The organism is Tabrizicola soli, assembly GCF_015999335.1.
GTDB lineage: Bacteria > Pseudomonadota > Alphaproteobacteria > Rhodobacterales > Rhodobacteraceae > Tabrizicola > Tabrizicola soli.
The window spans coordinates 1-21,904 of record NZ_JAEACP010000005.1 but is presented as its reverse complement, the minus strand read 5'-3'; the positions used below and the strand labels follow the sequence as shown (position 1 = coordinate 21,904).

The window sequence follows — 21,904 nt, the reverse complement described above, 5'->3', positions numbered from 1 at the left end:
CCATGTCCAACCAGCGTTTCGACAAGTCGAAGCTTCCCAGCCGCCATGTGACCGAAGGCCCGGCGCGCGCGCCCCATCGCAGCTATTTCTACGCGATGGGGATCACGGAAGAAGAGATCCACCAGCCCTGGGTGGGCGTGGCGACCTGCTGGAACGAGGCGGCCCCCTGCAACATCGCGCTGAACCGCCAGGCGCAGATCGTCAAGCAGGGAGTCAAGAAGGGCGGCGGCACCCCGCGCGAGTTCACGACGATCACCGTGACCGACGGCATCGCCATGGGGCATGAGGGGATGCGGTCCTCGCTGGCGTCGCGCGATGCGATTGCCGACACGGTGGAACTGACGATGCGGGGGCACTGCTACGACGCCATCGTCGGGCTGGCGGGCTGCGACAAGTCGCTGCCGGGGATGATGATGGCGATGGTTCGGCTGAACGTGCCCTCGGTCTTCATCTACGGCGGGTCGATCCTGCCCGGCCGCTACAACGGCCAGGACATCACCGTGCAGGACATGTTCGAGGCTGTGGGCAAGAACCAGGCCGGCGTCCTGAGCGAGGCCGAGCTGGAAATCATGGAGAAGGTCGCCTGCCCGTCCTCCGGTGCCTGCGGCGCGCAATATACTGCGAACACCATGGCCTGCGTCAGCGAGGCGATCGGGCTGGCGCTGCTGAATTCCTCCTCGGCCCCGGCGCCCTATGAAAGCCGCGACCAGTATGGCGAGGCTTCGGGTGTTGCGGTGATGAACCTGATCGAGAAGAACATCCGCGCCCGGGACATCGTGACGCGGAAGGCGCTGGAGAATGCGGCGCGGGTGGTGGGCTGCACCGGCGGCTCCACCAACGCGGCGCTGCACCTGCCGGCGCTGGCGAACGAGGCCGGGCTGGATTTCGACCTCTTCGACGTGGCCAAGATCATGAAGGACACGCCCTATTTCGTCGACCTGCGTCCGGGCGGAAAATACGTCGCCAAGGACCTGCACGAGGTGGGCGGCGTGGCCGTGGTGATGAAGGAACTGGCGCGCGAGGGGCTCCTGCACCTCGACTGCATCACCGCCAGCGGCAAGACCCTGGGCGAAAGCCTTGAGGAAATCCGGGGCGAGGCGGATGGGCGGGTGATCTATCATATCAGCTCACCTATCACCAAGACCGGGGGCGTGGTCAGCCTGAAGGGCAACCTCGCGCCGGACGGGGCCATCGTGAAGGTCGCGGGGATGACCGAGACCGAGCAGGTGTTCTCCGGCCCGGCCCGCGTCTTCGAATGCGAGGAGGACGCCTTCGAGGCGGTGAAGAAGCGGGAATACAGGGAGGGCGAGGTCATCGTCATCCGCAACGAAGGCCCGGCGGGCGGGCCGGGGATGCGCGAGATGCTGGCGACCACCGCCGCGCTGTCCGGTCACGGCATGGGCAAGAAGGTGGCGCTGATCACCGACGGTCGCTTCTCGGGCGCGACGCGGGGCTTCTGCGTCGGCCATGTCGGGCCGGAGGCGGCGCATGGCGGGCCGATTGCGCTCCTCAGGAACGGCGACATCATCAGCCTGAACGCCCTGACCGGCGAGCTGTCGGTGGCGCTGTCGGACGAGGAACTGGCGAAGCGCAAGGCCGAGTGGAAAGGGCCGCGCAAGACGCAATACACCTCGGGCGCGGTGCACAAGTTCGCGAAACTGGTCGGCGGCGCGCGCTGGGGGGCGGTGACGCATCCGGGCGCGAAGGAAGAAAGCCACGTCTACATGGACCAGTGACGCTCCATGGCAGGACGGTTGGCCCAGGCGCTTGACCGCTGGTGCCTGCGCCGGGTGCAGGGGCGCTGGACGCGGGCCGGCACCGATGCGCCGGAGCTCGACCTCTTCGAGCTTCCCGCGCTGCGGGCCGAGGCGCGGGCCATGCGCCGCCAGATCGACCGGCTGGTCCATGCCGCCGACGCCCGCCTGTCCCTGCCGCTGACCGATCGTCAGGAATGGCCGCTGGGAACCGACTGGATCTGGCGGCCGGATGGCTGGCGCGGGCCGCTGCCCGATCCGGGCGAGGTCATCGCCGGGCAGGCGAGCCAGGTCAGCGAGGATCTTGCCCTCTACCACGACTGCCCGCTGTCCGAAATCGCCTTCCGCCAGCTGCGGAACACGGAAGGGCGCACGCCTTTCGGCCTTGCGCTGGAGGTTTTCGGCTTTCGCGGCAATTTCCTGTCGCTCTCGCTCGGCCTGCCTGAAGGCGCCGCAACCGGCCTGGGCCCGCGCCATGTGCTGCGGCTGGATGCTGTGATCGAGGCCGACCGGCCGCTGCGCGCCTTTGCGCGGCTGAACCTCAAGCACTCGGCCGGGCTGGCGCAGCAGACCAGCGACCTGACGCAGGGCGGGGAGGCCGAGTTCGACCTGGCCTATGCCGGGATCGGCGAGGCGCGGATCGAACGGGCCTGGCTGGACCTGATCTTCAACGATGTGGCGATGACCCGTATCCTTTTGCGCGACGCGGTCCTCAGCCGCCGCCCGCGCGCCGGACTGTGAGCATGTGATGGCCGGACCGACCCTGACCCAGACGCGGATCGCAAATGGAACCTGGGAGGGCCTCCTGACCGGCGCGGGCGCGGCGCCCCGGGTCGAGGCGCTGCATGATGGCGCCGCCCTGCCGGGAGTGGAGGTCGTGGCGCTGCCCGAGGGTCACGCGGTGCGGGTGCCGCTGCCGGGCACGATCCTGTCCGAAGGGGTGCAGGTGGTGCTGTTGCGGCTGGACGGCGAGGTGCTGTCGCGGATCACCCTGATCGCCGGGTTGCCGCCGGATGAAGACCTGCGGGCAGAGGTCGGCCTGTTGCGGGCAGAGCTTGAGTTGCTGAAGCGGGCCTTCCGACGGCATTGCGCGGAAACGTCGGAATAGAGGCGCAAAAGTTTTCGAAAACTTTTGCAAATTCCTTCGAAGGAATTTGGGCGCGCCTCAGCCCCAGGTCGGGTGGAACTTGCCTGCCGGGGACAGGGTGAAGATCTCGCAGCCGGTGGCGGTGACGCCGACCGAGTGCTCGAACTGCGCCGAAAGCGAACGGTCGCGGGTCACGGCGGTCCAGTCGTCGGCAAGCACCTTGGTTTCGGGACGGCCCAGGTTCACCATCGGCTCGATGGTGAAGAACATGCCTTCTTCCAGCACCGGACCAGATCCCGCGCGGCCGTAGTGCAGCACGTTCGGCGGCGCGTGGAACACCCGGCCGAGGCCATGGCCGCAGAAGTCGCGGACGACCGACATGCGCTGCGCCTCGACATAGGACTGGATCGCATGGCCGATGTCGCCGAAGGTATTGCCCGGCTTGACGGCGGCGATGCCGCGCATCAGGCCCTCATGCGTGACTTCGACCAGACGCTCGGCCTTGCGGGGCAGCGCGCCGGCCACATACATCCGGCTGGTATCGCCGTACCAGCCATCCACGATCACCGTCACGTCGACGTTCAGGATATCGCCGTCCAGCAGCACCTTCGGCCCCGGAATCCCGTGGCAGACCACGTGGTTCACGCTGATGCAGGAGGCGTGCTTGTAGCCCTTGTAGCCGATGGTTGCCGAGATCACGCCACGGCGCTTGATCTCCTCGGTGATGAAATCGTCGATCGCGCCGGTCGTGGTGCCGGGCAGGACCAGCGGGGCGACGGCGTCCAGGATCTCGGCCGCGACACGCCCGGCGGTGCGCATGCCCGCGAAATCCGCGTCTTCATAGATGCGGATGCCATCCTTAGTGATACGCGCGCGCTGTTCGTCCAATCCCGGTCTCCTTGTCCCCTACATAAGAGCCTTGCGCGGAATTGGCCAGAGGCGGGGTTTGAAAGCCTGCAGTGCTTGGCTATACAAAAACCAGCCAAGGGAGCGAGCGATGACCAACCCAACCGCGGCGATTCTGGTGATCGGGGACGAGATCCTGTCCGGGCGCACCCGCGATTCGAACCTGCATTATCTGGCGGGCGAGTTGACCCGCGCCGGCATCACCCTGCGCGAGGCGCGGATCGTGGCGGATGTCCACGCCGAGATCGTCGCCGCCGTACGGGAACTGTCGGGACGGTATGACCATCTGTTCACCTCGGGCGGGATCGGCCCCACCCATGACGACATCACCGCCGATGCGGTGGCCGAGGCGATGGGGGCGAGGATCGGGCATCGGGCGGATGCGATGGCGCTCTTGCAGGCGCATTACGACCGTTCCGGGCTGCCTTTCAACGAGGCGCGGCAGCGCATGGCGCGGATCCCGGAGGGAGCAGGCCTGATCGACAACCCCGTCTCGATCGCGCCGGGCTTCACCATCGGCAATGTGCATGTGATGGCGGGCGTGCCGAACATCTTCCAGGCGATGGTCGCCAGCGTCCTGCCCAGGCTGACGGGGGGGCCGCCGCTTCTGTCGCAGAACCTGCGGGTGGACCGGGGCGAGGGCGAGGTTGCCGAGGCCTTCGGCGCACTGGCGGCCGAGTTTCCCGATCTTTCGATGGGTTCCTACCCCTTCATCCAGAACGGCGCCTATGGCACCAACCTGGTGATCCGGGGCACCGATCCGGGGCGGCTGGACGAGGCGATGGTCCGGCTGACGCGGCTGTTCGCATGACGCCCGAGGAGCTGGCGGCGGTGATGGAGGCGACCTGGCCCGCGGCGCGGGTCTGGCGCCAGGGGCCGTTCCTGTGCCGCGATGGCGCGGGGGGCGGCAAGCGCGTCTCGGCGGCAAGTTCTGCGGGGGACTGGACCGAGGCGGATCTCGACGCGCTGGACCAGGGGCTGGTGCTGATCCGCGAGGGCGAGACGGCGCTGGACCGGGCGCTGGAGGCGCGGGGCTGGCGCATGGTCGATCCGGTGGTGGCCTATGCCGCGCCGGTGGCGGAGTTGAACGCCGACCTGCCGCCGCTGTCCGCCTTCCCGCACTGGGCGCCGCTGGCGATTGCCAGGACGATCTGGGCCGAGGGCGGGATCGGCCCCGAACGCGTCGCGGTGATGGAGCGCACCGTGGGCAAGCGCACCGCGATCCTGGCCCGGCACGAGGATCACCCCGCCGGGGCCGCGTTCGTCGCGCTGCACGGGAAGGAGGCGATGCTCCATGCGCTTGAGGTGCGCGAGAGCGTGCGGCGGCAGGGCGTGGGCGCGAATCTTCTGCGCGCGGCGGCGAACTGGGCCGCCGCCGAGGGGGCGACGCGGCTGTCACTGGTGGTGACAGAGCGGAACATCGCCGCCCGGGCGCTCTACGCTCGTCTCGGGTTGCGGAATGTGGGACAGTATCACTACCGGATGAAGTGATCGCGGAAAGCGGCGCGGGCAGTGCAGAACGTCTTCAAGGCTGTGGTTTCCCTGCTGCTGGCAGCCCTGCCAGGACTTGCGCATGGGCTGACGCTGGACCTTCCGGGCAAGATCCTGGGCGAGGAGAGCCGCAGCGAGGCGAGGGGCAGCCATGCCCTGCCGCTGGGCCCCTTCGACGGGCAGTCGGTGCCCTCGCGGCAGGTGGACGGGGCGGTGGACCAGCGGGCCTGGCAGCTGGAGGCGGGCGATCAGACGACGCTGGGGGTGATCGAGGGTCTGCGCGCGCAGATCGTCGCGGCGGGCTTCAGGGTGGTCTTCGACTGCGAGACCCGTGCCTGCGGCGGCTTCGACTTCCGTTTCGGCACCGATGTGATGCCCGAGCCCGATATGCATGTCGACCTGGGCGATTTCCGCTTCCTCTCGGCCGAAAAGGGCGAGGAGGCGGTCTCGGTCCTGGTCAGCCGCTCGGCCGCGTCGATCTATGTGCAGGTGACGCGGGTCCGGCCCTCGGATCCGACCGCCGCCCCGGTAGCGGCAAGCGTCGATCTGGAGGTGGCGGAGCCGCAGGCCCTGCCCATTGCGCCAACCGGCGAGATCGGCGCCACGCTGGATGCGGAGGGCGCGGCGGTGCTGGAGGATCTGGTCTTTGCCAGCGGCTCGTCCGCGCTGGCCGAGGGGGATTATCCCTCGCTGGCGGCACTGGCGGCCTGGCTGGAGGCGAACCCGGACGGGACACTGGCGCTGGTCGGCCATACCGATGCCTCGGGCAGCCTGGCAGCGAATATCGCGCTGTCGGAACGCCGGGCCGAGGCGGTGGCGCAGGTGCTGGAGGATCGCTATGGCGCCGATCCTGGCCGGGTCATGGCCGAGGGCGTGGGCTTCCTGGCCCCGCGCGCGACGAATCAGACGGAGGAGGGTCGCCAGAAGAACCGGCGGGTCGAGGCCGTGGTGACCTCGACCCGCTGAGGATCGGAACAAGGGTTGCCCCGCGCCGCGATCACCAGTTGTCGGGGCCCTTTTCCTGATAGCGCTTGGCGAGGAAATCGATGAAGGCGCGCACCTTGGGCTGGGTGAAGCGGCCCGGCGGATAGACGGCGTAGATGCCGAGCGTCTCGACCGGCAGGCCGGGAATCGCCTCCTCCACCAGACCCTGGCGCATGGCGTCGGCGTAAAGGAAGCTGGGCAGGTAGGCGATGCCCAGGCCCGAAATCGCGGCGTTCAGCAGGCTTTGCCCATCGTTCACCGTCAGCCATCCGATCGAGCGGACCTGGCGCTTTTCGCCCGAGGGCGCGGTGATCTTCCAGACGTTCCCGTTGGCCTGGTTGGAATAGTGCAGAAGCTTGTGGTCGTTCAGATCGTCGATCTTCTGCGGGCGGCCGAATTTCTGGAAATAGGACGGCGCACCGATCATCCGCTTGGTCGTCTCGGTCAGCTTGCGGGCGCGGAGACTGGAATCCTCGAGGTCGCCGACACGGATCGCCATGTCGAAACCCTCGCTGATCAGTTCGACATAGCGGTTGTTCAGCACCATGTTCACGGTGATCTCGGGATATTCCAGCAGGAAATCCCCCAGGATCGGCGACAGCAGGTTGACGCCGAAATCGGTGGCGACCGACACCCGCAAGAGGCCCGAGGGCGCGGATTGCATCGAGGTCACCAGCGCGTCGGCCTCGCCCGCGTCGTTCAGCACGCGGCGGGCGCGGTCATAATAGGCAAGGCCGATCTCGGTCGGGCTGACACGGCGGGTGGTGCGGTTCAAGAGGCGGGCGCCCAACCGCGCCTCAAGCGCGGAGACATGCTTGGAAACAGCGGATTTGGAAATCCCCATCTTCTTCGCCGCGTCGGTGAAGCCGCCTTGGTCCACGACAGTGGCGAAGGCCTCCATCTCGGTCAGTCGATCCATTTCGTCCTCTTCGGGAACTTCACGCCTTGCCTTCCATCTTTCCCGGCCAAATCGGGCAGGATGGCGGCATTCAAGCGACCGATCCGGGGTATTCTGGGGGATCGTTCATGGCGTCGAAACGTAACTCGGGGATGGCGGTTGCGCGGCGGTCCGCCGCTTCCATCAGCAGGTATGGGCGGCGGAAGGCCCAATATTCGGCATCGGCAGGAAAATGTTCCCAGAAGCCACCAGAAATGCGGGGTTTCGCCAAGCATGCCGCAGAATCTCACAGGACATCTGGAATATCCTTCCGGGATTGCGCAGGTTCTGCCCCGCTGGTGGCATCAACGCCATCCGCCTCATGGACCAAGAAGGAGATTCCCATGACCCGCATCGCAATGTTCCTTGCACCTCTGGCCCTGGCCACGGCCGCCGTCGCCCAGACCGCGACCCTGCCCGAGGTGACGGACACCGATGGCAACGGCACCTGGTCGCTGGTGGAGTTGCAGGCGGTCTGGACCGACCTGACCGAGGAAGGTTTTGCCGGCATCGACACGAATACCGACGGCCAGGTCGACGCGACCGAGCTGCAGACGGCGCTGGACAATGGCGTGATCGCCGCGCCGGCGACCGGCAACTAAAGCCGGGCGGCCAGGCGCGCGGCCTGATCGATCGCGCGCTTGGCATCCAGTTCGGCCGCCACATCCGCTCCGCCGATCAGATGGTGGGGGATGCCCGCCCGGGTCAGGGCCTCGGACAGGGTCCGATCCGGCACCTGACCTGCGCAAAGGACGACGGCATCGACCGCGAGAAGCTCTGGCCTCTCGCGGTCGGGTCCGTGGGAAAGCCAGAGGCCCTGGGGCGTGATACGGTCATAGTTCACCCCGCCCCGCATCCTGACCCGCTTCATCGCCAGGGTGGCGCGGTGGATCCAGCCGGTGGTCTTGCCAAGGTGGCGGCCAGGCTTTTCGGGTTTGCGCTGCAGCAGATGCACCTCGCGCGCCGGGGGCTCCGGCGCAGGTCCTTGCGGCGCCAGGCCGCCCCTATCCTCCCACGGCGCGGTGACGCCCCATTCCCGGCGCCAGAGCGCGGGGTCCTCGGTCGGGCTGGTGCCTGCGTGGACCAGCGTCTCGGCCACGTCGAAGCCGATCCCGCCCGCGCCGACGATGGCCACCCGGCGGCCAGGATCGGTGCCTTGCAGCACGTCGACATAGGACAGGACCCGCGCCCCCGGTTCAAAAGGAATCCCCGGATCGCGCGGGGTGACGCCGGTCGCGATCACCACCTCATCGAAGTCGCGAAGGTCGGCGAGGCTGGCGGCGCGACCGAGGCGCAGGGTGATGCCGGAGGCCTGCAGCCGGACGGCAAACCAGTCCACCAGGCCCCGGAACTCCTCCTTCCCCGGAACCCGTTTCGCCAGGTTGAGCTGGCCGCCGACCTGCGAGGCCCTGTCGAACAGCGTGACCTGGTGACCCCGCTCCGCCGCGACCATGGCGGCGGTCATGCCGGCCGGGCCTGCGCCGACCACGGCGATGCGCTTTGGCGCCAGGGCGGGCGCATAGGTCAGCTCGGTCTCATGACAGGCGCGGGGATTCACCAGGCAGGAGGTGAGCTTGCCCGAGAAGGTGTGGTCGAGACAGGCCTGGTTGCAGGCAATGCAGGGGGCGATTTCCGCCGCGCGGCCGGTGGCGGCCTTGAGGATGAACTCGGGCTCGGCCAGCCAGGGGCGGGCCATCGAGACCATGTCGGCGACCCCCGAGGCCAGCAGTTCTTCGGCCACCTCGGGAGTGTTGATCCGGTTCGATGCGATGACGGGGATGCCGACCTCGGGCCGCAGGCGGGCGGTCAGCCGGGCGAAGGCGGCGCGGGGGACCGAGGTGGCGATGGTGGGCACCCGCGCCTCGTGCCAGCCGATGCCGGTGTTCAGGATGTTCGCTCCTGCCGCTTCGATGGCGCGGGCGAGCCGGACGATCTCCTCCCAGCTGGAGCCGTCGGGAATCAGGTCGATCAGCGAGATGCGATAGACCAGGATCGCGCCCGGCCCGATGGCCTGCCGCACACGCGAGACCACCTCGACCGGCAGGCGCATCCGGTTGGCGTAAGGGCCGCCCCAGCGGTCGCTGCGGCGGTTGGTGTGGGTGACGAGGAACTGGTTGAGGAAATAGCCTTCGGAGCCCATGACCTCGACCCCGTCATAGCCGGCCTGAATGGCGCGGGCGGCGGCGGTGGCGATGTCGGCGATCTGTTTTTCGATCCCGGCTTCGTCCAGCTCTTTCGGTGGAAAGGGCGAGATCGGCGATTTCACGGCCGAGGGCGCGACGCAATCGGGGGAATAGGCGTAGCGCCCGGCGTGGAGGATCTGCATGACGATATGGCCGCCCTCGGCATGGACGGCATCGGTCACCCCGGCATGGTTGGCGATGTCACGATCGGTGAAAAGGCCCGCCGCGCCGGGAAAGACGCCGCCCTCGGCATTCGGGGCTATGCCGCCGGTGACGATCAACCCGGCCCCGCCCCTGGCGCGCGCGGCGTAGAAGGCGGCGACGCGGGACCAGTCGCCGGTTTCCTCCAGCCCGGTGTGCATCGAGCCCATCAGGCAGCGGTTGCGCAAGGTATGGCAGCCGAGCGTGATCGGGGCGAGGAGATGGGGATGGCTGGTCATGGTTCCCTCTTTTCCCGGCAGAATGGCCCGGCGCGCGGGGCCTGTCACCCGCAACGCGACGTCACAGCTCCAGCAGCGCGGGCAGGTCGGACATGCGGTGGAACAGCGGCACGCCCAGCGCCGCAAGGCCGCGGGCGGGCGGGCTGCCGGATCCGTGCGGGGCGAAGCCCAGGCAGGGGATCCCGGCCGCGAGCGCGGCGCGGGCGCCCGAGGGGCTGTCCTCGATCACCACGCAGGCGGCGGGCTCCGCCCCGCAGGCAGCGGCGGCGGCAAGGTAGACATCGGGCGCGGGTTTCGGACGGCCGAGCGCCTGACCGGACAGCACGGCGCGGAAACGCGGGAGCAGCCCGTGCTGGCCAAGGCTGATCCGCATCTTCTCGGGCGTTCCGTTCGAGCCGACGGCAAAGGGAACCCCCGCCGCATCCAGCCGGTCGAAGACCTCGACCACGCCGGGGATCAGCGCGGTTTCCTCCGCCAGCATCGCATACATCCGGTCATAGAACCGGGCGACCCAGTCCTCGGGCAGCACCGCCCCGGCGGCGCGGGCGCGCAGGGCCACGGTCTCGATGGTGCCGCCGATATAGTCGGTCTCAAGCTGGTGCCGGGTAAGCGGCAGGCCATGGCCGGCAAGGTCGGCGATCAGAAGGTCGAAGGTCGGCCCTTCGCTGTCGGTGATCACCCCGTCGCAATCGAAAAGGACGGCAGAGGGGCGGGTCATGCGGGGGCCTCGAGCAGGGTGACGATGGTGTCGCCATACTTCCGCTGGTCGACAAGGGCAAAGCCTTCCGGCGGCACCGGGGGCTGGCTTTCCTCCCAGACGATCAGTGCACCCGGCGCCAGCCAGCCCCGCACCCGGGCCGAGGCGAGCGCGGCCTCGCCCAGCGCCTTGCCGTAGGGGGGATCGAGAAAGACCAGCGGGAAGGGGGCGGCAGGGTTCGGCGGCAGGCGGGTGGCATTCTGGCGCAGGACGCGGGTTTCGCCCTCGGCCCGCATCTTCGCGATGTTGGCCTTCAGCAGCGCCAGCGCCTTCGCGCCGTCATCGACGAACACCGCCTCGGCCGCGCCGCGGCTGATCGCCTCGAGCCCCAGCGCGCCGGTCCCGGCGAAGAGGTCCAGCACCCGCGCCCCGTGCAGCGGAAAGGACCGGGCGTTGATCACCAAGTTGAAGATCGCCTCGCGCACCCGGTCCGATGTGGGGCGGAGATGGGCGGCGGCATCGCCCTCGCCCACATCGGCCAGCTTCAGGCCCCGGCGTGCGCCGCCGATGATCCTCATGCCTTGAGCAGGGCCTTGAGGTCGGGGGTCGAGGTCACCGCCTCGGCCGTGGGGGACTTGCCGGCCTCGATCAGGCGCTTGCCGACCATATAGGCGCGGCTGTCGTTCATCGCGTCCACGGCGAGCAGGCGGTCGCCCTGGTAATACCAGAAACTGACGGCATCCCCCTCGCCCTTGCGGGTGACGATGCGGTCATAGCCGGTGTTCAACCCGGCGATCTGGAGCTTCAGGTCGAACTGGTCGGACCAGAACCAGGGCTTCGCCTCATAGGGCTGGCCGGCGCCCAGAATGTTGGCGGCCACCGCCTCGGCCATGTCGATGGCATTGCCGACCGATTCCAGCCGGAGCCGCCCGCCGCCATGCGGGAACGAGGCGCAATCGCCCGCCGCCCAGACCGCCGGGTCGGAGGTCCGGCCATAAGCATCGGTGGCGATGCCGTTGTCGATCGCAAGGCCCGCATTCTCGGCCAGGTGGGTGTTCGGCGTGATGCCGACGCCCACGATCACGAAATCCGCCGGCAGGACCCGGCCGTCCCTCAGGATCGCCCCGGTCACCCGGTCGTCGCCCTCCAGCCGGTCAAGGCCGGTTTCCTCCAGCACGGTGACGCCGTGGGACTGGTGCAGCGCGCGGACATGGGCCGAGGTCTCGGGCGCCGCGACGCGTTGCAGGATGCGGGGCGCCATCTCCAGCACGGTGACGTTGAGACCAAGCTTCGCCGCGACCGCCGCCGCCTCCAGCCCGATATAGCCGCCGCCGACGATGATGACGCGGCGGCCGGGCTGGAACTCGGCGCGCATGGCATCGACATCGGCCAGCGTCCGCACCGCGAACACCCTCTCCAGCGCGCCGCCCAGCGCCGGGGAAAGGCGGCGGGGAGAGGAGCCGGTGGTCAGCGCAAGCTGGTCGTATTCCAGCGCCTCGCCGCCGACGGTCACGGTCTTGGCCACGAGATCAAGGTCGGTGACGGCCTGGCCCAGCCGCAGGGTCACGTTGTTCTCGGCCCAGAATTCGGGCGAGCGAAGCCAGAGCCGGTCCTCCTCCATCTCGCCCAGCAGATAGGCCTTCGACAGCGGCGGGCGCTGGTAGGGCGGCGCGGGCTCGTCCCCAAGCATCACGATCTCCCCCGCATGGCCCAGCGCGCGCAGCCTGGCCGCCAATGCCGCGCCTGCCTGCCCTGCCCCGACGATCACCACCCGCATGCCCGCATCCCTCTGGAAACCCTTGCGCCAGAGCCTATAACCCATGGCGCAACCTGCGCAACGCAGCCTGGTGACGAGGAATGACGAAAATGACTTTGACGATCGGGGCGAAGCTGCCCGAGGCAACCCTTCTGCGCATGGCCGAGGCCGGGGCCGAGCCGGTGAACCTGACCGAGGTGCTGAAGGGCCGCAAGGTGGTGATCTTCGGCCTGCCGGGCGCGTTCACCGGCACCTGCTCGACCGCGCATGTCCCAAGTTTCATCCGCACTGCGGGGAAGCTGGCCGAAAAGGGCGTGGACGAGATCATCTGCGTCTCGGTCAACGATCCCTTCGTGATGAAGGCCTGGGGCGAGGCGACGGGTGCCGATGCCGCCGGGATCTCGATGGTCGCCGATGCGGATTCCAGCTTCACCAGGGCGATCGGCATGACCCTGGACCTGCCGCATCTCGGCCTTCTGGCCCGCTCGAAACGCTACTCGCTGGTGGCGGAGGATGGCGTGGTCACGCAGTTCAACCCCGAAACCGGGCCGGGCTGCGAGATTTCGGCGGGCGAACACCTGCTGTCGCAGCTCTGAACCCGTCGCAGGGTGGGCAATCTGCCCACCTTCCCGCCTCACGCCTTGCGCGCGTGGATCTCGCACAGGCAGCTGACCGGCTCGCCATGATCGCGCTGGATTTCGGCGCCGGGCGCGAAGCGGTCCATCGCCTTGGCGAGATCGAGGTCAAGGCGCGAAAGCCCCTGGCAGTCATGCGTGGTCAGGGTCACGTCGACCACGTTGTAGACATTGCTCCATTCCGGGTGGTGGTTCAGCTTCTCGGCCACCAGGGCCGCGCGGGACATGAAGCCCCAGGCTTCGGAAAAGCTGCGGAACTTCCAGATCTTGCGGATCGCGTCGCGGCCCGGCACGGCGGCCCAGCCGGTCTCGGCCAGGGGCGGCAACAGGGTCTTGCGGTCCGCTTCGGGCAGAAGCTGGGTCATGGCTGGTTCTCCCGGATCAGGGCATTGTCGAGGGCCTCGGCCGATTGGCGGGCGGGGCGGTCCCTGATCCGCGCCCAATAGGCCTGCAACACGGCATTGGCCGGAATGCCGCCGTTCTGCATCCCCCAGCCGATCTGGCTGCCGACATAGACATCGGCGGCAGTGAAGCGGCCGTCGGCCACAAAATCATGTGCGGCCAGATGCCCGGTCAACGCGCCCAGGACATCGGCCAGGTCGCCATAGCCCGCCCGGCGCTTTTCCTGCGGGCCCGAGGGATGCCAGCCGAAAGAGGCATTGACCGCCGCCTGCTCCAGCGGGCCCGCGGCGAAGAACATCCAGCGGAAGAAGGCGGCCTTGTCCTCGGCCATCAGCCCGGCCTCGGGGAAGGTCATCGCCAGATAGGTGCAGATCGCCGCCACCTCGGTCACGACCTTGCCATCGTGGACGATCGCGGGAACCTTGCCCATCGGATTGAGCGCCAGATAGTCCGGCGCCTTCATCGTGGTGTAGTATTCCAGGACCTGGGTCCTGTAGGGCTGGCCCAACTCCTCGAGCATCCAGCGGGCAATGCGGCCGCGCGACATCGGGTTGGTGTAGAAGGTCAGCATCGGCGGGTCCTCCCCCGGGAAGGCTACTCCCGATCCGGCCCCCGGCGGAAGGGGCCATAGCTGGTCAGCACCTCGATCTCCTCGCCGACTGCGCGGCGTTCCGCCTGCAGGTAGCGGTCCACCGCCGTCCGGAAGGCGGGCTCGGCGATCCAGTGCAGGGAATGCGTCTGAACCGGCAGGTAGCCACGGGCAAGCTTGTGCTCGCCCTGCGCCCCGGCCTCGACCCTTTGCAGGCCATGGGCGATGGCCCAGTCGATGGCCTGGTAATAGCAGAGCTCGAAATGCAGGCAGGGGTGGTCCTGGATGCAGCCCCAGTAGCGACCGTAAAGCGCATCGCGGCCGATGAAGTTCAGCGCCCCGGCAACGGGACGCCCATCGTCGAATGCAAGGACCAGAAGGATGTCGTCGCGCATGGTCTGGTGGAACAGATCAAACGCCTGCCGCGTCAGGTAGGGGCGGCCCCATTTGCGGCTGCCGGTGTCCTGGTAGAAGGCCCAGAACGCCGCCCAATGCGCGGACTCGATCTCGTCCCCGGTCAGGCTGCGGAACGTCAGACCCGAGGCCAGCGCCACTTCGCGCTCTTTCCGGATCATCTTGCGCTTGCGGCTGGAGAGGTCGGACAGGAAGTCGGCAAAGCTGCCGTACCCCCGGTTTTGCCAGTGGAACTGCTGGGTAACGCGGTGGAGCGTGCCCTCGACGCCCGCCAGCGCCGCGGCTTCCTCTGCCGTACAGAAGGTGGCGTGCAGGGAAGAGAGACGGTTCCGCGCTGCGATGCCGATGGCGGCGCGCCAGAGGGTTTCACGACACGGGTCCGCGCCAAGGAAGCGGCGGCCGGTGGCGGGGGTGAAGGGAACGGCGACCTGCAGCTTGGGATAGTAGCGCCCCCCTGCCCTTTCGAGAGCCTCGGCCCAGCCATGGTCGAAGATGTATTCGCCCTGGCTGTGCGCCTTGACGTAAAGCGGCGTGACGGCCACGAGGCGCCCGCCCTCGCGCAGGGCCAGCGGCCGGGCCTGCCAGCCGGTGCCGGGGCCGGTCGAGCCCGAGGCTTCCAGGGCGGAGAGGAAGCGATGGGTGGTGAAAGGGTCGACAGGGCGGCCCGGCTCGGGTGCGGCCAAGGCGTCCCAGTCCGAGGCGGCAATCTCGGACAGGCTGTCGTGAAGTGTCAGATCGGCCATGCGGGGTTCCCCAGGCGGAACCCGCGGGGGTTTTGCACCCCCGCACCCCCGCAGGATATTTCGACCAATGTGGAACTGGCCGCCACCAGGGCAAGGTCAAGCCGGGAACTGCGCCGCATAGCCTTCGAAGGTCACGTTCTGGGCAATCTCGCGCGCCTTCGCCTCGGCCTCGGGCGAGCGGATGGTCCAGCACAGGATCGCCGCGCCCTGCGCCTTCAGTTCGGCCACGCGGGGGCGGGCAAGGTCGGCGGCCTCGTGGCTGATGAAGCTGGAGAGGGTCGGGGCGTAATCCGGGATCGCGCGCAGCCGGTCGCAGGTGGCGGGAGGCAGGGGGGCCCAGTCCTCGGGGTCATAGGCCGAGGTGGTGATCCCACGCGGCAGCTGCGGGGCAAGGCGGGCCATATGGGCGATGGAGTGGGGATTGAAGGACATCACCGCCACATCGCCCCGGTAGCCGGTCAGCGCCTGGGCCGTCGCCGCCTCCAGCCGGCCGTCGGTCGGGCCCATGGCAAGGGTCTGGTCCTTAAGTTCGACCAGCAGCGGCACGCGGCCATCGATCAGGGCCAGGACCTGGGCGAGGGTCGGGATCGTGTCGGCCGCATCCTTCAGGCGGATGCGACCCAGTTCCTCGGCGCTGCGGGCGTTCACCGGGCCGGTCTCGCCGGTCAGGCGGTCCAGTTCCTCGTCATGGAAGACCATCGCCACGCCATCGCGCGACAGCTGCAGGTCCACCTCGATCGCATAGCCCGCCGCCACCGCCGCGCGGATCGCGGCGGGCGAATTCTCGATCCGGCCCGCCGCCCGGTCGTGCAGGGCACGATGCGCGATCGGCAGGCGGAGGAAGCTTTCCGGCAGCGGGACCCGGCTCATTTCAGGGCGAAGATCGCCTCGATCTCGACCGCGACGCCGAGGGGCAGCGAGGCGGCCGAGACGGCCGAACGGGCGTGGCGGCCGGCATCGCCCAGGACGGCGACCATGAAGTCGGAAGCGCCGTTGATCACCTTGGGCTGGTCGGTGAAATCGGGGGTGGAGTTCACGAAGCCCACCAGCTTGACCGCGCGGTCCAGCCGGTCCCAGTCGCCGCCGACGGCCTTCTTCAGCTGCGCCAGAAGCGAGATCGCGCAGCGTTTCGCCGCCTCGGCCCCCTGTTCGACGGCCATGTCCGCACCCAACCGACCCTTGATCAGGCCCTGCTCGCTCTGGCTGATCTGGCCCGAGATGTGGACCAGATTGCCCAGCTGCACGAAGGGCACATAATTCGCCGCCGGGGCGGGGGCGTCGGGCAGGGTGACGCCCAGTTCGGCAAGGCGTTTCTCGATCGGGTGCATGGGGTCCTCCGCAGCTGGTCGGGGCGGAGCCTAGCGGCTGGCCGGAGGAGGGGCAAGGCGGGGCCGACGCCTTTCCAGGCACTTGCGACGCGTCCGAGAGGGAAATGGTGGCGAGGGAGGGACTCGAACCCTCGACCTTGCGATTATGAGTCGCACGCTCTAACCAGCTGAGCTACCTAGCCACTGCGGCGCGGATTAAGGGCGCGGCGGGGCGAGGTCAAGGGTGAATCTGGGCGGGTTTGCCTTCCGGCCACTTATGCAGCATCCCGCATGCCATGGAGGAGGCCGATTTCCGCGAGGGGCAGGTTCTGGCGGATCTGGAGTAGGCGGCCATGGCTGCGACGCCCGGCCTTGCGGAGCCGGCCCCGGAGGTTCCGCCATCTTTAACGAGGCCAACCGCAGCCTGAGCCCCGGCGCTGCCGGAAATCTTCACCCTGCCCCGGGTCGAGCCCGGCTAGCGGGCGACGCGGGGGCGGCCCGAGGCGGTGGCAGAGACCCTTGCCTCGATGAACATGGTGCGGCCCTCGATCTCGACGTCCTTCACCTGGCGGTCGATGGTGAGGCGCAGGTCCACCGCCCCGGCCTCACGCGCGCGCTCTGACGCCTCGGCCACCAGCGCGGCCTCGAGCGCCTCGAGCGCCGCCTCGGGGGTGGAGAAATTCTGCAGCCCGGAAGCGAGATGGGTCACATAGCGCCCCTCGGCCGGCGAGGAGATGGTGCCGGTCGCGCGCTGGCTGACCTGGCCCGCGACGGCGCCGATGGCATTGGCGACCCCGGCATGGTCGGGCAGGATCATCGGGCAGCCCAGCCGCTCGCCCACCGCGCCGTAATAGGACGGGGCCGAGGCGCCGAGGCCGATCACCGGCACGCCGAGCCGGAGGCCGATCTCGACGATGCCGCGATGCTGGTCCATCCCGGCGCGGGTCAGGCCGTGGCGGGCCAGTCCGACGGGGGGCTCGGCGGCAAAGCGCGGGTCCTCGGCGAAGGCGGCTTCCAGAAGGCAGTCGACGGTCTGCCGCGTCAGCTGGTCCACGATCGCCTGCGACAGGGTCTCGGGCCCGCCGGCGAAGCGCTCGCCCGCGCCGGTGCGGCGCCGGGCCAGCAGGCGCAGCGCCTTTTCGGCCGCCGCCGCGTCCCACCCCTCCTGCCGCCCCAGCATGTGGCTGGCATCCGAGGGCGTCACGCCCGAGATCATCACGAGGCCGCGCGCCACCAGCCGCTCCAGCGCCGCCACCTCCAGCCGCGAGGTCAGGGCAGAGGCCATCGGCATCGGCCGGGTGATCCGGTCCAGCACCGCGATGTCGCGGGCGTTCAGCCCGCCGCGCTGGCCGGTCATCGGGACGACGAAACGGCCGTCCATCTCGCCCGCGGATTCGGTCGAGAGCCAGCGGTCGAGGGCGGCATGGACCATCGGCCCGTGCTCCATCGCAAGGAGCGAGACCGGCATCAGCCGCCGGGGTCCAAGGTGCAACCCGCCCGCCAGGCCCTCGGTGACCAGATGCACCTCGCTGTCGCCGCCCAGGCCCGAGGTGCGCATCGCCACCGCCTCGACCATGGTGCGGAAGCCGCCGACGCGCGCGCCCTCGGGGTCGATCTCGGGCAGGCCGTCCCGCAGCAGCGCCACGTCGGTCGTGGTGCCGCCGATGTCCGAGACGAGCGCGTCCGAGGCGCCGGTCAGCCAGCGCGCGCCGACGATGCTGGCGGCGGGGCCGGAGAGGATGGTCTCGATCGGGCGCTCGCGCACCATGGCGGCGCTGATCAGCGCCCCGTCGCCGCGCACCACCATCAGCGGCGCGTCGATGCCAACCCGGGCCAGGTGACGCTCGCAGGCGGCGACGAGGCGGTCGATCATCCCGATCAGCCGGGCGTTCAGCACGGCGGTCAGCGCGCGCTTGGGGCCGTTCAGATTGGCCGAGAGCTCGTGGCTGCAGGTCACCGGACTGCCGGTCAGGCGGCGGACCAGATTCCGCGCGGCGATCTCGTGCTCGGGGTTGCGGGTGGCGAAGCTGGAGGCGATGGCATAGCCCGAGACCTGATCGCCGAGGGTGCGCAGCCCCTCCTCCAGCGCGGCGAGGTCCAGGGGCGCGGCCTCGTTCCCGGCATGGGTGTGGCCGCCGCCGAGGGCGATCACGGGGTCGCCCTTCAGCGCCTCGGACAGGCCGCCGCGCGACAGGTCGCTGTCGCCAAAGCCGATGAAGACCAGCGCCACCCGGGCGCCCTGCCCTTCCACCAGCGCATTGGTCGCCAGCGTGGTGGAAAGCGAGACCAGCGCCACCTCGCCCGCGGCGACCCCGGCGGCGGCAAGGGCCGCGTCGACCGCCTGGCCGATGCCGATGGCCAGGTCATGCCGGCTGGTCAGCGCCTTGGCCTTGCCGAGGACCTGGTTCGCCACATCGTCCAGGATCACCGCATCGGTATAGGTGCCCCCGGTATCGACACCCAGAAAGATCGCCATGCCAGTCCCTGCCTGCCTGCCCTTTCCTGCCAGCTAAGCCAGCTTCTGACCCCTGTCATCCCCGGAAGCGACACGCGCCGTCGGTCGAGCGGCGCGCAGGCGGCGGCGATGGGCGGGCGGCAGGCCCAGCATGGCGCGATACTTGGCCACGGTGCGCCGGGCGAGCGGGGCCCCGCCCTCGGCCAGGGCCAGGGCCAGGGCCTCGTCGGTCAGGGGCGCGGCGGGGTCCTCCTCGGCCACCAGCCGGGCCAGCCGGTCGCGCAGTGCCCCGGCCGCCGGCCCGCCGTCGCGCGCCGGCCGGGTGAACAGCGCGCGCAGCCACCAGGTGCCGCGCGGCGTGTCCACGGCGGTTCCGGCAACCACCCGGCTGACGGTGCTTTCATGCAGGCCCAGGGCCTCGGCCACCTCGGCCATGGTCATCGGCAGAAGCGCGCCGGGCCCCAGTTCCAAGGCGGGATGCTGCCGCGCCAGGATCTCCTGCGCGACGCTGAGGAGCGTGGCGTTCCGCCCTTCGACCAACCGGATCAGCGCCCGCGCCTCGGCCCGGCCGCCACCCCGGCCGGGGGCGACGGCAAGCGTCGGCAGGGCCGAGCGGTTCAGCTGCACCACCCAGACCCCTTCGCGCTTTTCGGCGACCAGATCGGGCTCGCGCAGCGGCGCGGCAAGGGGGTGGAATCCGGCACCGGGCTTCGGGTCGTAGCGGCGCAGGCGACCGATGCGCAGGCGGATCGCATCGGCGTCGAAACCGGAATCGCGGGCGATCCGGTCGATCTCGCCCCGCGCCACCAGGTCGAGCCGGTCGAGAACGGCCACCATCGGCGGATCCAGCTCACCCGCGTCCTCGGCCTGCAGGCGCAGGCATTCCGACAGGTTCCGGGCGAAAAGGCCGGTCGGCTCGGCGCGGGCCTGCAGGCGGGAAAGCAGGCTCTCGATCTCGGCCAGGGACGCCCCGGCTTGCCGGGCGATGGCGGAAAGCGGCGGGCCAAGCCAGCCCGAAGGCTCCAGCCCCTCGACCAGGGCCTCGGCGATGCGGGCCTCCCGCGGGGAGAGGCGCAGCGTGTCGACCAGCGCAAGCGCGTGCGAGACGAGGCTGGGCGCCAGGGCAGCGGTTTCGGGAAGCTCTCCGGCCGGGGCGAAAGCCGCCCGCCAGCGGGGAAGCCAGTCGGCAGGCGGCGGGCGCGACAGAAGCAGTTGCGGATTTTCCGCCGCCTGTTCCTCGAGATAGCGGCTCAGCCCGGCGGCATCGGCGCGCAACAGGCGGATCGAGGCGGCGAGCTTCGTCGTCAGCGTCAGCCGCTGCGTCTGCTGCACCGAGATGCGGCTTCTGGACTTCATGGGCCGGATCGTTTCACGCGGGCACGAGGCTGGCAAGCGAAACGCCGGAAATCGAACGATTTCCGGGCCGGAATTCTTCCTGGAATTCCGTCGCCCCGCCGCGAGGCCAGCCGAAGATCTCCCGCAATACCAGCCATCGGCAATCGCGCACCCTCGCGCCAGCCGGGATTCTCCCCGCCTCGGCCTCGGCCCCGTTCACCTCGGCCACGGCGGCGAGCGGCGCGTGCAGCACGTCCGGGCGGAGGTGCTGGACACTCCGGCGCCGGGCGCGGCAACCAGAGCGCAAGGATGCGCCGACCGGACATTCATTCTCCTTTGGCTCGGGCCATCCCCGCCCTGCCTCGCACAGGCCGAGTCCGAACCTGCGGTTGCAATGACAACTGCGTGAGGGGGTGTAACGCCCGCTTCCGGGCCGGATCGCCGTCCCTATAGTGGCCTGCGACAAAACCGCACGGGAGCCCGACGAATGAAACTTGCGAAAGCCTTCGCCATCGCCACCATCCTTGCCGCCGGCACCGCCCAGGCCGAGGCCGAACGCACCGACCCGAACGCCATCGCCCGCGAGGAGCTGATGGAACTGGTCGGCAAGAACACCGGCATCCTGGGCGACATGGCCAAGGGCAAGACTGCCTTCGACGCCGCCCAGGCCGAGACCGCCAAGGCCGCCCTGGTCGAAGCCGCGGGCAAGATCGAGGCCACCTTCGCCGAGCCGGGCGCGACCGATCCGGTCTCGGAAGCCAAGCCCGAGATCTGGACCAACTGGGAGGATTTCCTGGTCAAGGCCAAGACGCTTGGCGAGGCGGCGGGCGCGATGGATGTCGCCTCGGCCGAAAGCATCGGCGCGGGGATGGGCAAGCTGGGCGGCGCCTGCAAGGATTGCCACACCACCTATCGCGTGATGAAGGAATAAGTCCCGTCACACGGAAGCACGGGCCCCGGTCCTCCGACCGGGGCCTTTTTCATGCGATCAGCCGCAGACGACCTTTTCGATCACGTCACGCCGGTCCAGCCAGAAGTTCAGCCGGTCGGCGCGGAAGTCCATCGTGACCGCCATCCCGTACTGGATCACCCGCACCTCCTGGCTGAAATGCATCCCGTCCAGAAGCACGCCGGGCTTGCCGACGAGATACTGGAATTCGGACGCGCCGCAGGCGTCCACCGGGTCGTAGGGGGGCGGCATCGGCTCGACGCAGGCGGCCAGCAGCAGCGGGGCGCAGAGCAGCAGGGGCAGGCCATGTTTCATCTTTCGCTCCATAGTCCTGGGGTGCATCGGGAATACCTGATTGCTTTACGCCCGAGTTTGGCACAGGTTCCGGAAAATCTTGAAGGAGGTCAAACCCCATGCGCACCCGAGCCGCCGTTGCAGTCGCCGCCGGACAACCCTTGCAGGTGATGGAGGTCAATCTCGACGACCCCAGGGAAGGCGAGGTCCTGGTCGAGATCAAGGCCACCGGCATCTGCCATACCGACGAATTCACCCTCTCGGGCGCGGACCCGGAGGGGATCTTCCCCTCCATTCTCGGCCATGAAGGCGCGGGCGTGGTGGTGAAATGCGGGCCGGGGGTGAAAAGCCTGAAACCGGGCGACCATGTGATCCCGCTCTACACGCCGGAATGCCGGGAATGCCCGTCCTGCCTCAGCCGCAAGACCAACCTCTGCACCGCGATCCGCGACACGCAAGGCAAGGGGCTGATGCCGGACGGGACGACGCGGTTCTCGATGCTCGACGGCACGCCGATCCATCACTACATGGGCTGCTCGACCTTCG

26 protein-coding genes and 1 tRNA gene are annotated in these 21,904 nt (G+C 69.2%); 10 read left to right on the top strand and 17 right to left on the bottom strand.

The annotated features are described in order from the left end of the window. The first annotated feature begins 2 nt into the window (after positions 1 to 2). From ilvD to I7S92_RS05430, 3 genes are read left to right on the top strand one after another with little or no spacing between them, the layout of a single operon-like run. On the top strand, positions 3 to 1,736 hold the full coding sequence (gene ilvD / locus I7S92_RS05440) for a dihydroxy-acid dehydratase (RefSeq protein WP_197642475.1): 1,734 nt from the start codon (positions 3 to 5) through the stop codon (positions 1,734 to 1,736). Positions 1,737 to 1,742: 6 nt separating this feature from the next. Beyond that, positions 1,743 to 2,495 carry a DUF6478 family protein gene (locus I7S92_RS05435; protein WP_197642474.1) on the top strand — a complete coding sequence of 251 codons (753 nt, stop codon included), beginning with the start codon at positions 1,743 to 1,745 and terminating at the stop codon, positions 2,493 to 2,495. A gap of 7 nt (positions 2,496 to 2,502) precedes the next feature. Continuing rightward, on the top strand, positions 2,503 to 2,862 hold the full coding sequence (locus tag I7S92_RS05430) for a hypothetical protein (RefSeq protein ID WP_197642473.1): 360 nt from the start codon (positions 2,503 to 2,505) through the stop codon (positions 2,860 to 2,862). 57 nt (positions 2,863 to 2,919) lie between these two features. Here I7S92_RS05430 and map read toward each other — a convergent pair whose 3' ends face one another. Beyond that, positions 2,920 to 3,729, bottom strand: a complete 810-nt coding sequence (gene map / locus I7S92_RS05425; protein ID WP_197642472.1) for a type I methionyl aminopeptidase — start codon at positions 3,727 to 3,729, stop codon at positions 2,920 to 2,922. Positions 3,730 to 3,838: 109 nt separating this feature from the next. On the opposite strand from map, the gene I7S92_RS05420 reads away from it, so the two are divergent. The 3 genes from I7S92_RS05420 to I7S92_RS05410 are packed head-to-tail and all read left to right on the top strand — an operon-like array spanning position 3,839 to position 6,204. Further along, positions 3,839 to 4,558, top strand: coding sequence for a competence/damage-inducible protein A (locus I7S92_RS05420; RefSeq protein ID WP_197642471.1), 720 nt, complete (start codon positions 3,839 to 3,841; stop codon positions 4,556 to 4,558). Next, on the top strand, positions 4,555 to 5,238 hold the full coding sequence (locus I7S92_RS05415) for a GNAT family N-acetyltransferase (protein WP_197642470.1): 684 nt from the start codon (positions 4,555 to 4,557) through the stop codon (positions 5,236 to 5,238). The genes I7S92_RS05420 and I7S92_RS05415 overlap by 4 nt, the downstream gene beginning before the upstream one ends. Positions 5,239 to 5,259: 21 nt before the next feature. Beyond that, positions 5,260 to 6,204: an OmpA family protein gene (locus I7S92_RS05410; protein ID WP_354001304.1), complete on the top strand. Its 945-nt coding sequence runs from the start codon at positions 5,260 to 5,262 to the stop codon at positions 6,202 to 6,204. 31 nt (positions 6,205 to 6,235) lie between these two features. On the opposite strand, the gene I7S92_RS05405 is transcribed toward I7S92_RS05410, so the two are convergent. Both I7S92_RS05405 and I7S92_RS05400 read right to left on the bottom strand, forming a co-directional pair. Continuing rightward, entirely contained in the window at positions 6,236 to 7,141 is a 906-nt protein-coding gene (locus tag I7S92_RS05405) for a LysR family transcriptional regulator (RefSeq protein WP_197642469.1), read from the bottom strand. A gap of 70 nt (positions 7,142 to 7,211) precedes the next feature. Next, complete coding sequence (locus I7S92_RS05400) at positions 7,212 to 7,391, bottom strand: hypothetical protein (RefSeq protein WP_197642468.1); 180 nt, start codon at positions 7,389 to 7,391, stop codon at positions 7,212 to 7,214. Between the two features lie 112 nt (positions 7,392 to 7,503). Here I7S92_RS05400 and I7S92_RS05395 point away from each other — a divergent pair, with 112 nt between their 5' ends. Then, a complete protein-coding gene (locus I7S92_RS05395; RefSeq protein WP_197642467.1) occupies positions 7,504 to 7,761 on the top strand; it encodes an EF-hand domain-containing protein in 258 nt (85 codons plus the stop codon). On the opposite strand, the gene I7S92_RS05390 is transcribed toward I7S92_RS05395, so the two are convergent. From I7S92_RS05390 to I7S92_RS05375, 4 genes are all read right to left on the bottom strand, one after another. Next, a complete protein-coding gene (locus tag I7S92_RS05390; protein ID WP_197642466.1) occupies positions 7,758 to 9,782 on the bottom strand; it encodes an NADPH-dependent 2,4-dienoyl-CoA reductase in 2,025 nt (674 codons plus the stop codon). The two genes, I7S92_RS05395 and I7S92_RS05390, sit on opposite strands and share 4 nt — an antisense overlap. A 61-nt stretch (positions 9,783 to 9,843) precedes the next feature. Then, positions 9,844 to 10,500 (bottom strand): HAD family hydrolase, encoded by a 657-nt coding sequence (locus I7S92_RS05385; RefSeq protein WP_197642465.1) that lies wholly within the window; start codon positions 10,498 to 10,500, stop codon positions 9,844 to 9,846. After that, a complete protein-coding gene (rsmD, locus tag I7S92_RS05380; protein WP_197642464.1) occupies positions 10,497 to 11,057 on the bottom strand; it encodes a 16S rRNA (guanine(966)-N(2))-methyltransferase RsmD in 561 nt (186 codons plus the stop codon). The genes I7S92_RS05385 and rsmD overlap by 4 nt, the downstream gene beginning before the upstream one ends. Further along, entirely contained in the window at positions 11,054 to 12,301 is a 1,248-nt protein-coding gene (locus I7S92_RS05375) for an NAD(P)/FAD-dependent oxidoreductase (RefSeq protein ID WP_242070085.1), read from the bottom strand. Before I7S92_RS05375 ends, rsmD begins: the two co-directional genes overlap by 4 nt. Before the next feature lie 44 nt (positions 12,302 to 12,345). Between I7S92_RS05375 and I7S92_RS05370 the strand changes: the two genes are divergently transcribed. Continuing rightward, positions 12,346 to 12,831, top strand: coding sequence for a peroxiredoxin (locus tag I7S92_RS05370; protein WP_197642463.1), 486 nt, complete (start codon positions 12,346 to 12,348; stop codon positions 12,829 to 12,831). A 38-nt stretch (positions 12,832 to 12,869) separates the two neighbouring features. On the opposite strand, the gene I7S92_RS05365 is transcribed toward I7S92_RS05370, so the two are convergent. The 9 genes from I7S92_RS05365 to I7S92_RS05325 form a co-directional block, all read right to left on the bottom strand. Continuing rightward, positions 12,870 to 13,235: a 4a-hydroxytetrahydrobiopterin dehydratase gene (locus I7S92_RS05365; RefSeq protein WP_197642462.1), complete on the bottom strand. Its 366-nt coding sequence runs from the start codon at positions 13,233 to 13,235 to the stop codon at positions 12,870 to 12,872. Then, positions 13,232 to 13,843 (bottom strand): glutathione S-transferase family protein, encoded by a 612-nt coding sequence (locus tag I7S92_RS05360; protein ID WP_197642461.1) that lies wholly within the window; start codon positions 13,841 to 13,843, stop codon positions 13,232 to 13,234. Before I7S92_RS05360 ends, I7S92_RS05365 begins: the two co-directional genes overlap by 4 nt. Before the next feature lie 23 nt (positions 13,844 to 13,866). Further along, entirely contained in the window at positions 13,867 to 15,018 is a 1,152-nt protein-coding gene (locus tag I7S92_RS05355; RefSeq protein WP_197642460.1) for a GNAT family N-acetyltransferase, read from the bottom strand. 96 nt (positions 15,019 to 15,114) lie between these two features. Then, entirely contained in the window at positions 15,115 to 15,888 is a 774-nt protein-coding gene (locus I7S92_RS05350; RefSeq protein WP_197642459.1) for a glycerophosphodiester phosphodiesterase family protein, read from the bottom strand. Beyond that, positions 15,885 to 16,346, bottom strand: a complete 462-nt coding sequence (locus I7S92_RS05345) for a RidA family protein (protein WP_197642458.1) — start codon at positions 16,344 to 16,346, stop codon at positions 15,885 to 15,887. Before I7S92_RS05345 ends, I7S92_RS05350 begins: the two co-directional genes overlap by 4 nt. A 105-nt stretch (positions 16,347 to 16,451) precedes the next feature. After that, positions 16,452 to 16,528 (bottom strand) — tRNA-Met (locus I7S92_RS05340). 272 nt (positions 16,529 to 16,800) lie between these two features. Then, positions 16,801 to 18,801: a hydantoinase/oxoprolinase N-terminal domain-containing protein gene (locus tag I7S92_RS05335; protein ID WP_197642457.1), complete on the bottom strand. Its 2,001-nt coding sequence runs from the start codon at positions 18,799 to 18,801 to the stop codon at positions 16,801 to 16,803. Between the two features lie 33 nt (positions 18,802 to 18,834). Then, positions 18,835 to 20,136, bottom strand: a complete 1,302-nt coding sequence (locus tag I7S92_RS05330; protein WP_197642456.1) for an RNA polymerase factor sigma-54 — start codon at positions 20,134 to 20,136, stop codon at positions 18,835 to 18,837. Positions 20,137 to 20,149: 13 nt separating this feature from the next. Next, entirely contained in the window at positions 20,150 to 20,368 is a 219-nt protein-coding gene (locus I7S92_RS05325; protein WP_197642455.1) for a hypothetical protein, read from the bottom strand. A 234-nt stretch (positions 20,369 to 20,602) separates the two neighbouring features. Between I7S92_RS05325 and I7S92_RS05320 the strand changes: the two genes are divergently transcribed. Next, positions 20,603 to 21,046 carry a c-type cytochrome gene (locus tag I7S92_RS05320; protein WP_197642454.1) on the top strand — a complete coding sequence of 148 codons (444 nt, stop codon included), beginning with the start codon at positions 20,603 to 20,605 and terminating at the stop codon, positions 21,044 to 21,046. Positions 21,047 to 21,103: 57 nt separating this feature from the next. Here I7S92_RS05320 and I7S92_RS05315 read toward each other — a convergent pair whose 3' ends face one another. Beyond that, on the bottom strand, positions 21,104 to 21,379 hold the full coding sequence (locus tag I7S92_RS05315; RefSeq protein ID WP_197642453.1) for an I78 family peptidase inhibitor: 276 nt from the start codon (positions 21,377 to 21,379) through the stop codon (positions 21,104 to 21,106). Positions 21,380 to 21,477: 98 nt separating this feature from the next. Here I7S92_RS05315 and I7S92_RS05310 point away from each other — a divergent pair. Beyond that, positions 21,478 to 21,904: alcohol dehydrogenase catalytic domain-containing protein (locus I7S92_RS05310; protein WP_197642452.1), on the top strand; the 427-nt coding region annotated here is incomplete at its 3' end.

What these genes read in the sequence shown, in the direction of transcription:
- ilvD (WP_197642475.1), top strand. Translation starts at nt 3, where the DNA reads ATGTCCAACCAGCGTTTCGACAAGTCGAAGCTTCCCAGCCGCCATGTG.
- I7S92_RS05435 (WP_197642474.1), top strand. Translation starts at nt 1,743, where the DNA reads ATGGCAGGACGGTTGGCCCAGGCGCTTGACCGCTGGTGCCTGCGCCGG.
- I7S92_RS05430 (WP_197642473.1), top strand. Translation starts at nt 2,503, where the DNA reads ATGGCCGGACCGACCCTGACCCAGACGCGGATCGCAAATGGAACCTGG.
- I7S92_RS05420 (WP_197642471.1), top strand. Translation starts at nt 3,839, where the DNA reads ATGACCAACCCAACCGCGGCGATTCTGGTGATCGGGGACGAGATCCTG.
- I7S92_RS05415 (WP_197642470.1), top strand. Translation starts at nt 4,555, where the DNA reads ATGACGCCCGAGGAGCTGGCGGCGGTGATGGAGGCGACCTGGCCCGCG.
- I7S92_RS05405 (WP_197642469.1), bottom strand. Translation starts at nt 7,141, where the DNA reads ATGGATCGACTGACCGAGATGGAGGCCTTCGCCACTGTCGTGGACCAA.
- I7S92_RS05395 (WP_197642467.1), top strand. Translation starts at nt 7,504, where the DNA reads ATGACCCGCATCGCAATGTTCCTTGCACCTCTGGCCCTGGCCACGGCC.
- I7S92_RS05390 (WP_197642466.1), bottom strand. Translation starts at nt 9,782, where the DNA reads ATGACCAGCCATCCCCATCTCCTCGCCCCGATCACGCTCGGCTGCCAT.
- I7S92_RS05385 (WP_197642465.1), bottom strand. Translation starts at nt 10,500, where the DNA reads ATGACCCGCCCCTCTGCCGTCCTTTTCGATTGCGACGGGGTGATCACC.
- rsmD (WP_197642464.1), bottom strand. Translation starts at nt 11,057, where the DNA reads ATGAGGATCATCGGCGGCGCACGCCGGGGCCTGAAGCTGGCCGATGTG.
- I7S92_RS05375 (WP_242070085.1), bottom strand. Translation starts at nt 12,301, where the DNA reads ATGGGTTATAGGCTCTGGCGCAAGGGTTTCCAGAGGGATGCGGGCATG.
- I7S92_RS05370 (WP_197642463.1), top strand. Translation starts at nt 12,346, where the DNA reads ATGACTTTGACGATCGGGGCGAAGCTGCCCGAGGCAACCCTTCTGCGC.
- I7S92_RS05365 (WP_197642462.1), bottom strand. Translation starts at nt 13,235, where the DNA reads ATGACCCAGCTTCTGCCCGAAGCGGACCGCAAGACCCTGTTGCCGCCC.
- I7S92_RS05360 (WP_197642461.1), bottom strand. Translation starts at nt 13,843, where the DNA reads ATGCTGACCTTCTACACCAACCCGATGTCGCGCGGCCGCATTGCCCGC.
- I7S92_RS05355 (WP_197642460.1), bottom strand. Translation starts at nt 15,018, where the DNA reads ATGGCCGATCTGACACTTCACGACAGCCTGTCCGAGATTGCCGCCTCG.
- I7S92_RS05350 (WP_197642459.1), bottom strand. Translation starts at nt 15,888, where the DNA reads ATGAGCCGGGTCCCGCTGCCGGAAAGCTTCCTCCGCCTGCCGATCGCG.
- I7S92_RS05345 (WP_197642458.1), bottom strand. Translation starts at nt 16,346, where the DNA reads ATGCACCCGATCGAGAAACGCCTTGCCGAACTGGGCGTCACCCTGCCC.
- I7S92_RS05335 (WP_197642457.1), bottom strand. Translation starts at nt 18,801, where the DNA reads ATGGCGATCTTTCTGGGTGTCGATACCGGGGGCACCTATACCGATGCG.
- I7S92_RS05330 (WP_197642456.1), bottom strand. Translation starts at nt 20,136, where the DNA reads ATGAAGTCCAGAAGCCGCATCTCGGTGCAGCAGACGCAGCGGCTGACG.
- I7S92_RS05320 (WP_197642454.1), top strand. Translation starts at nt 20,603, where the DNA reads ATGAAACTTGCGAAAGCCTTCGCCATCGCCACCATCCTTGCCGCCGGC.
- I7S92_RS05315 (WP_197642453.1), bottom strand. Translation starts at nt 21,379, where the DNA reads ATGAAACATGGCCTGCCCCTGCTGCTCTGCGCCCCGCTGCTGCTGGCC.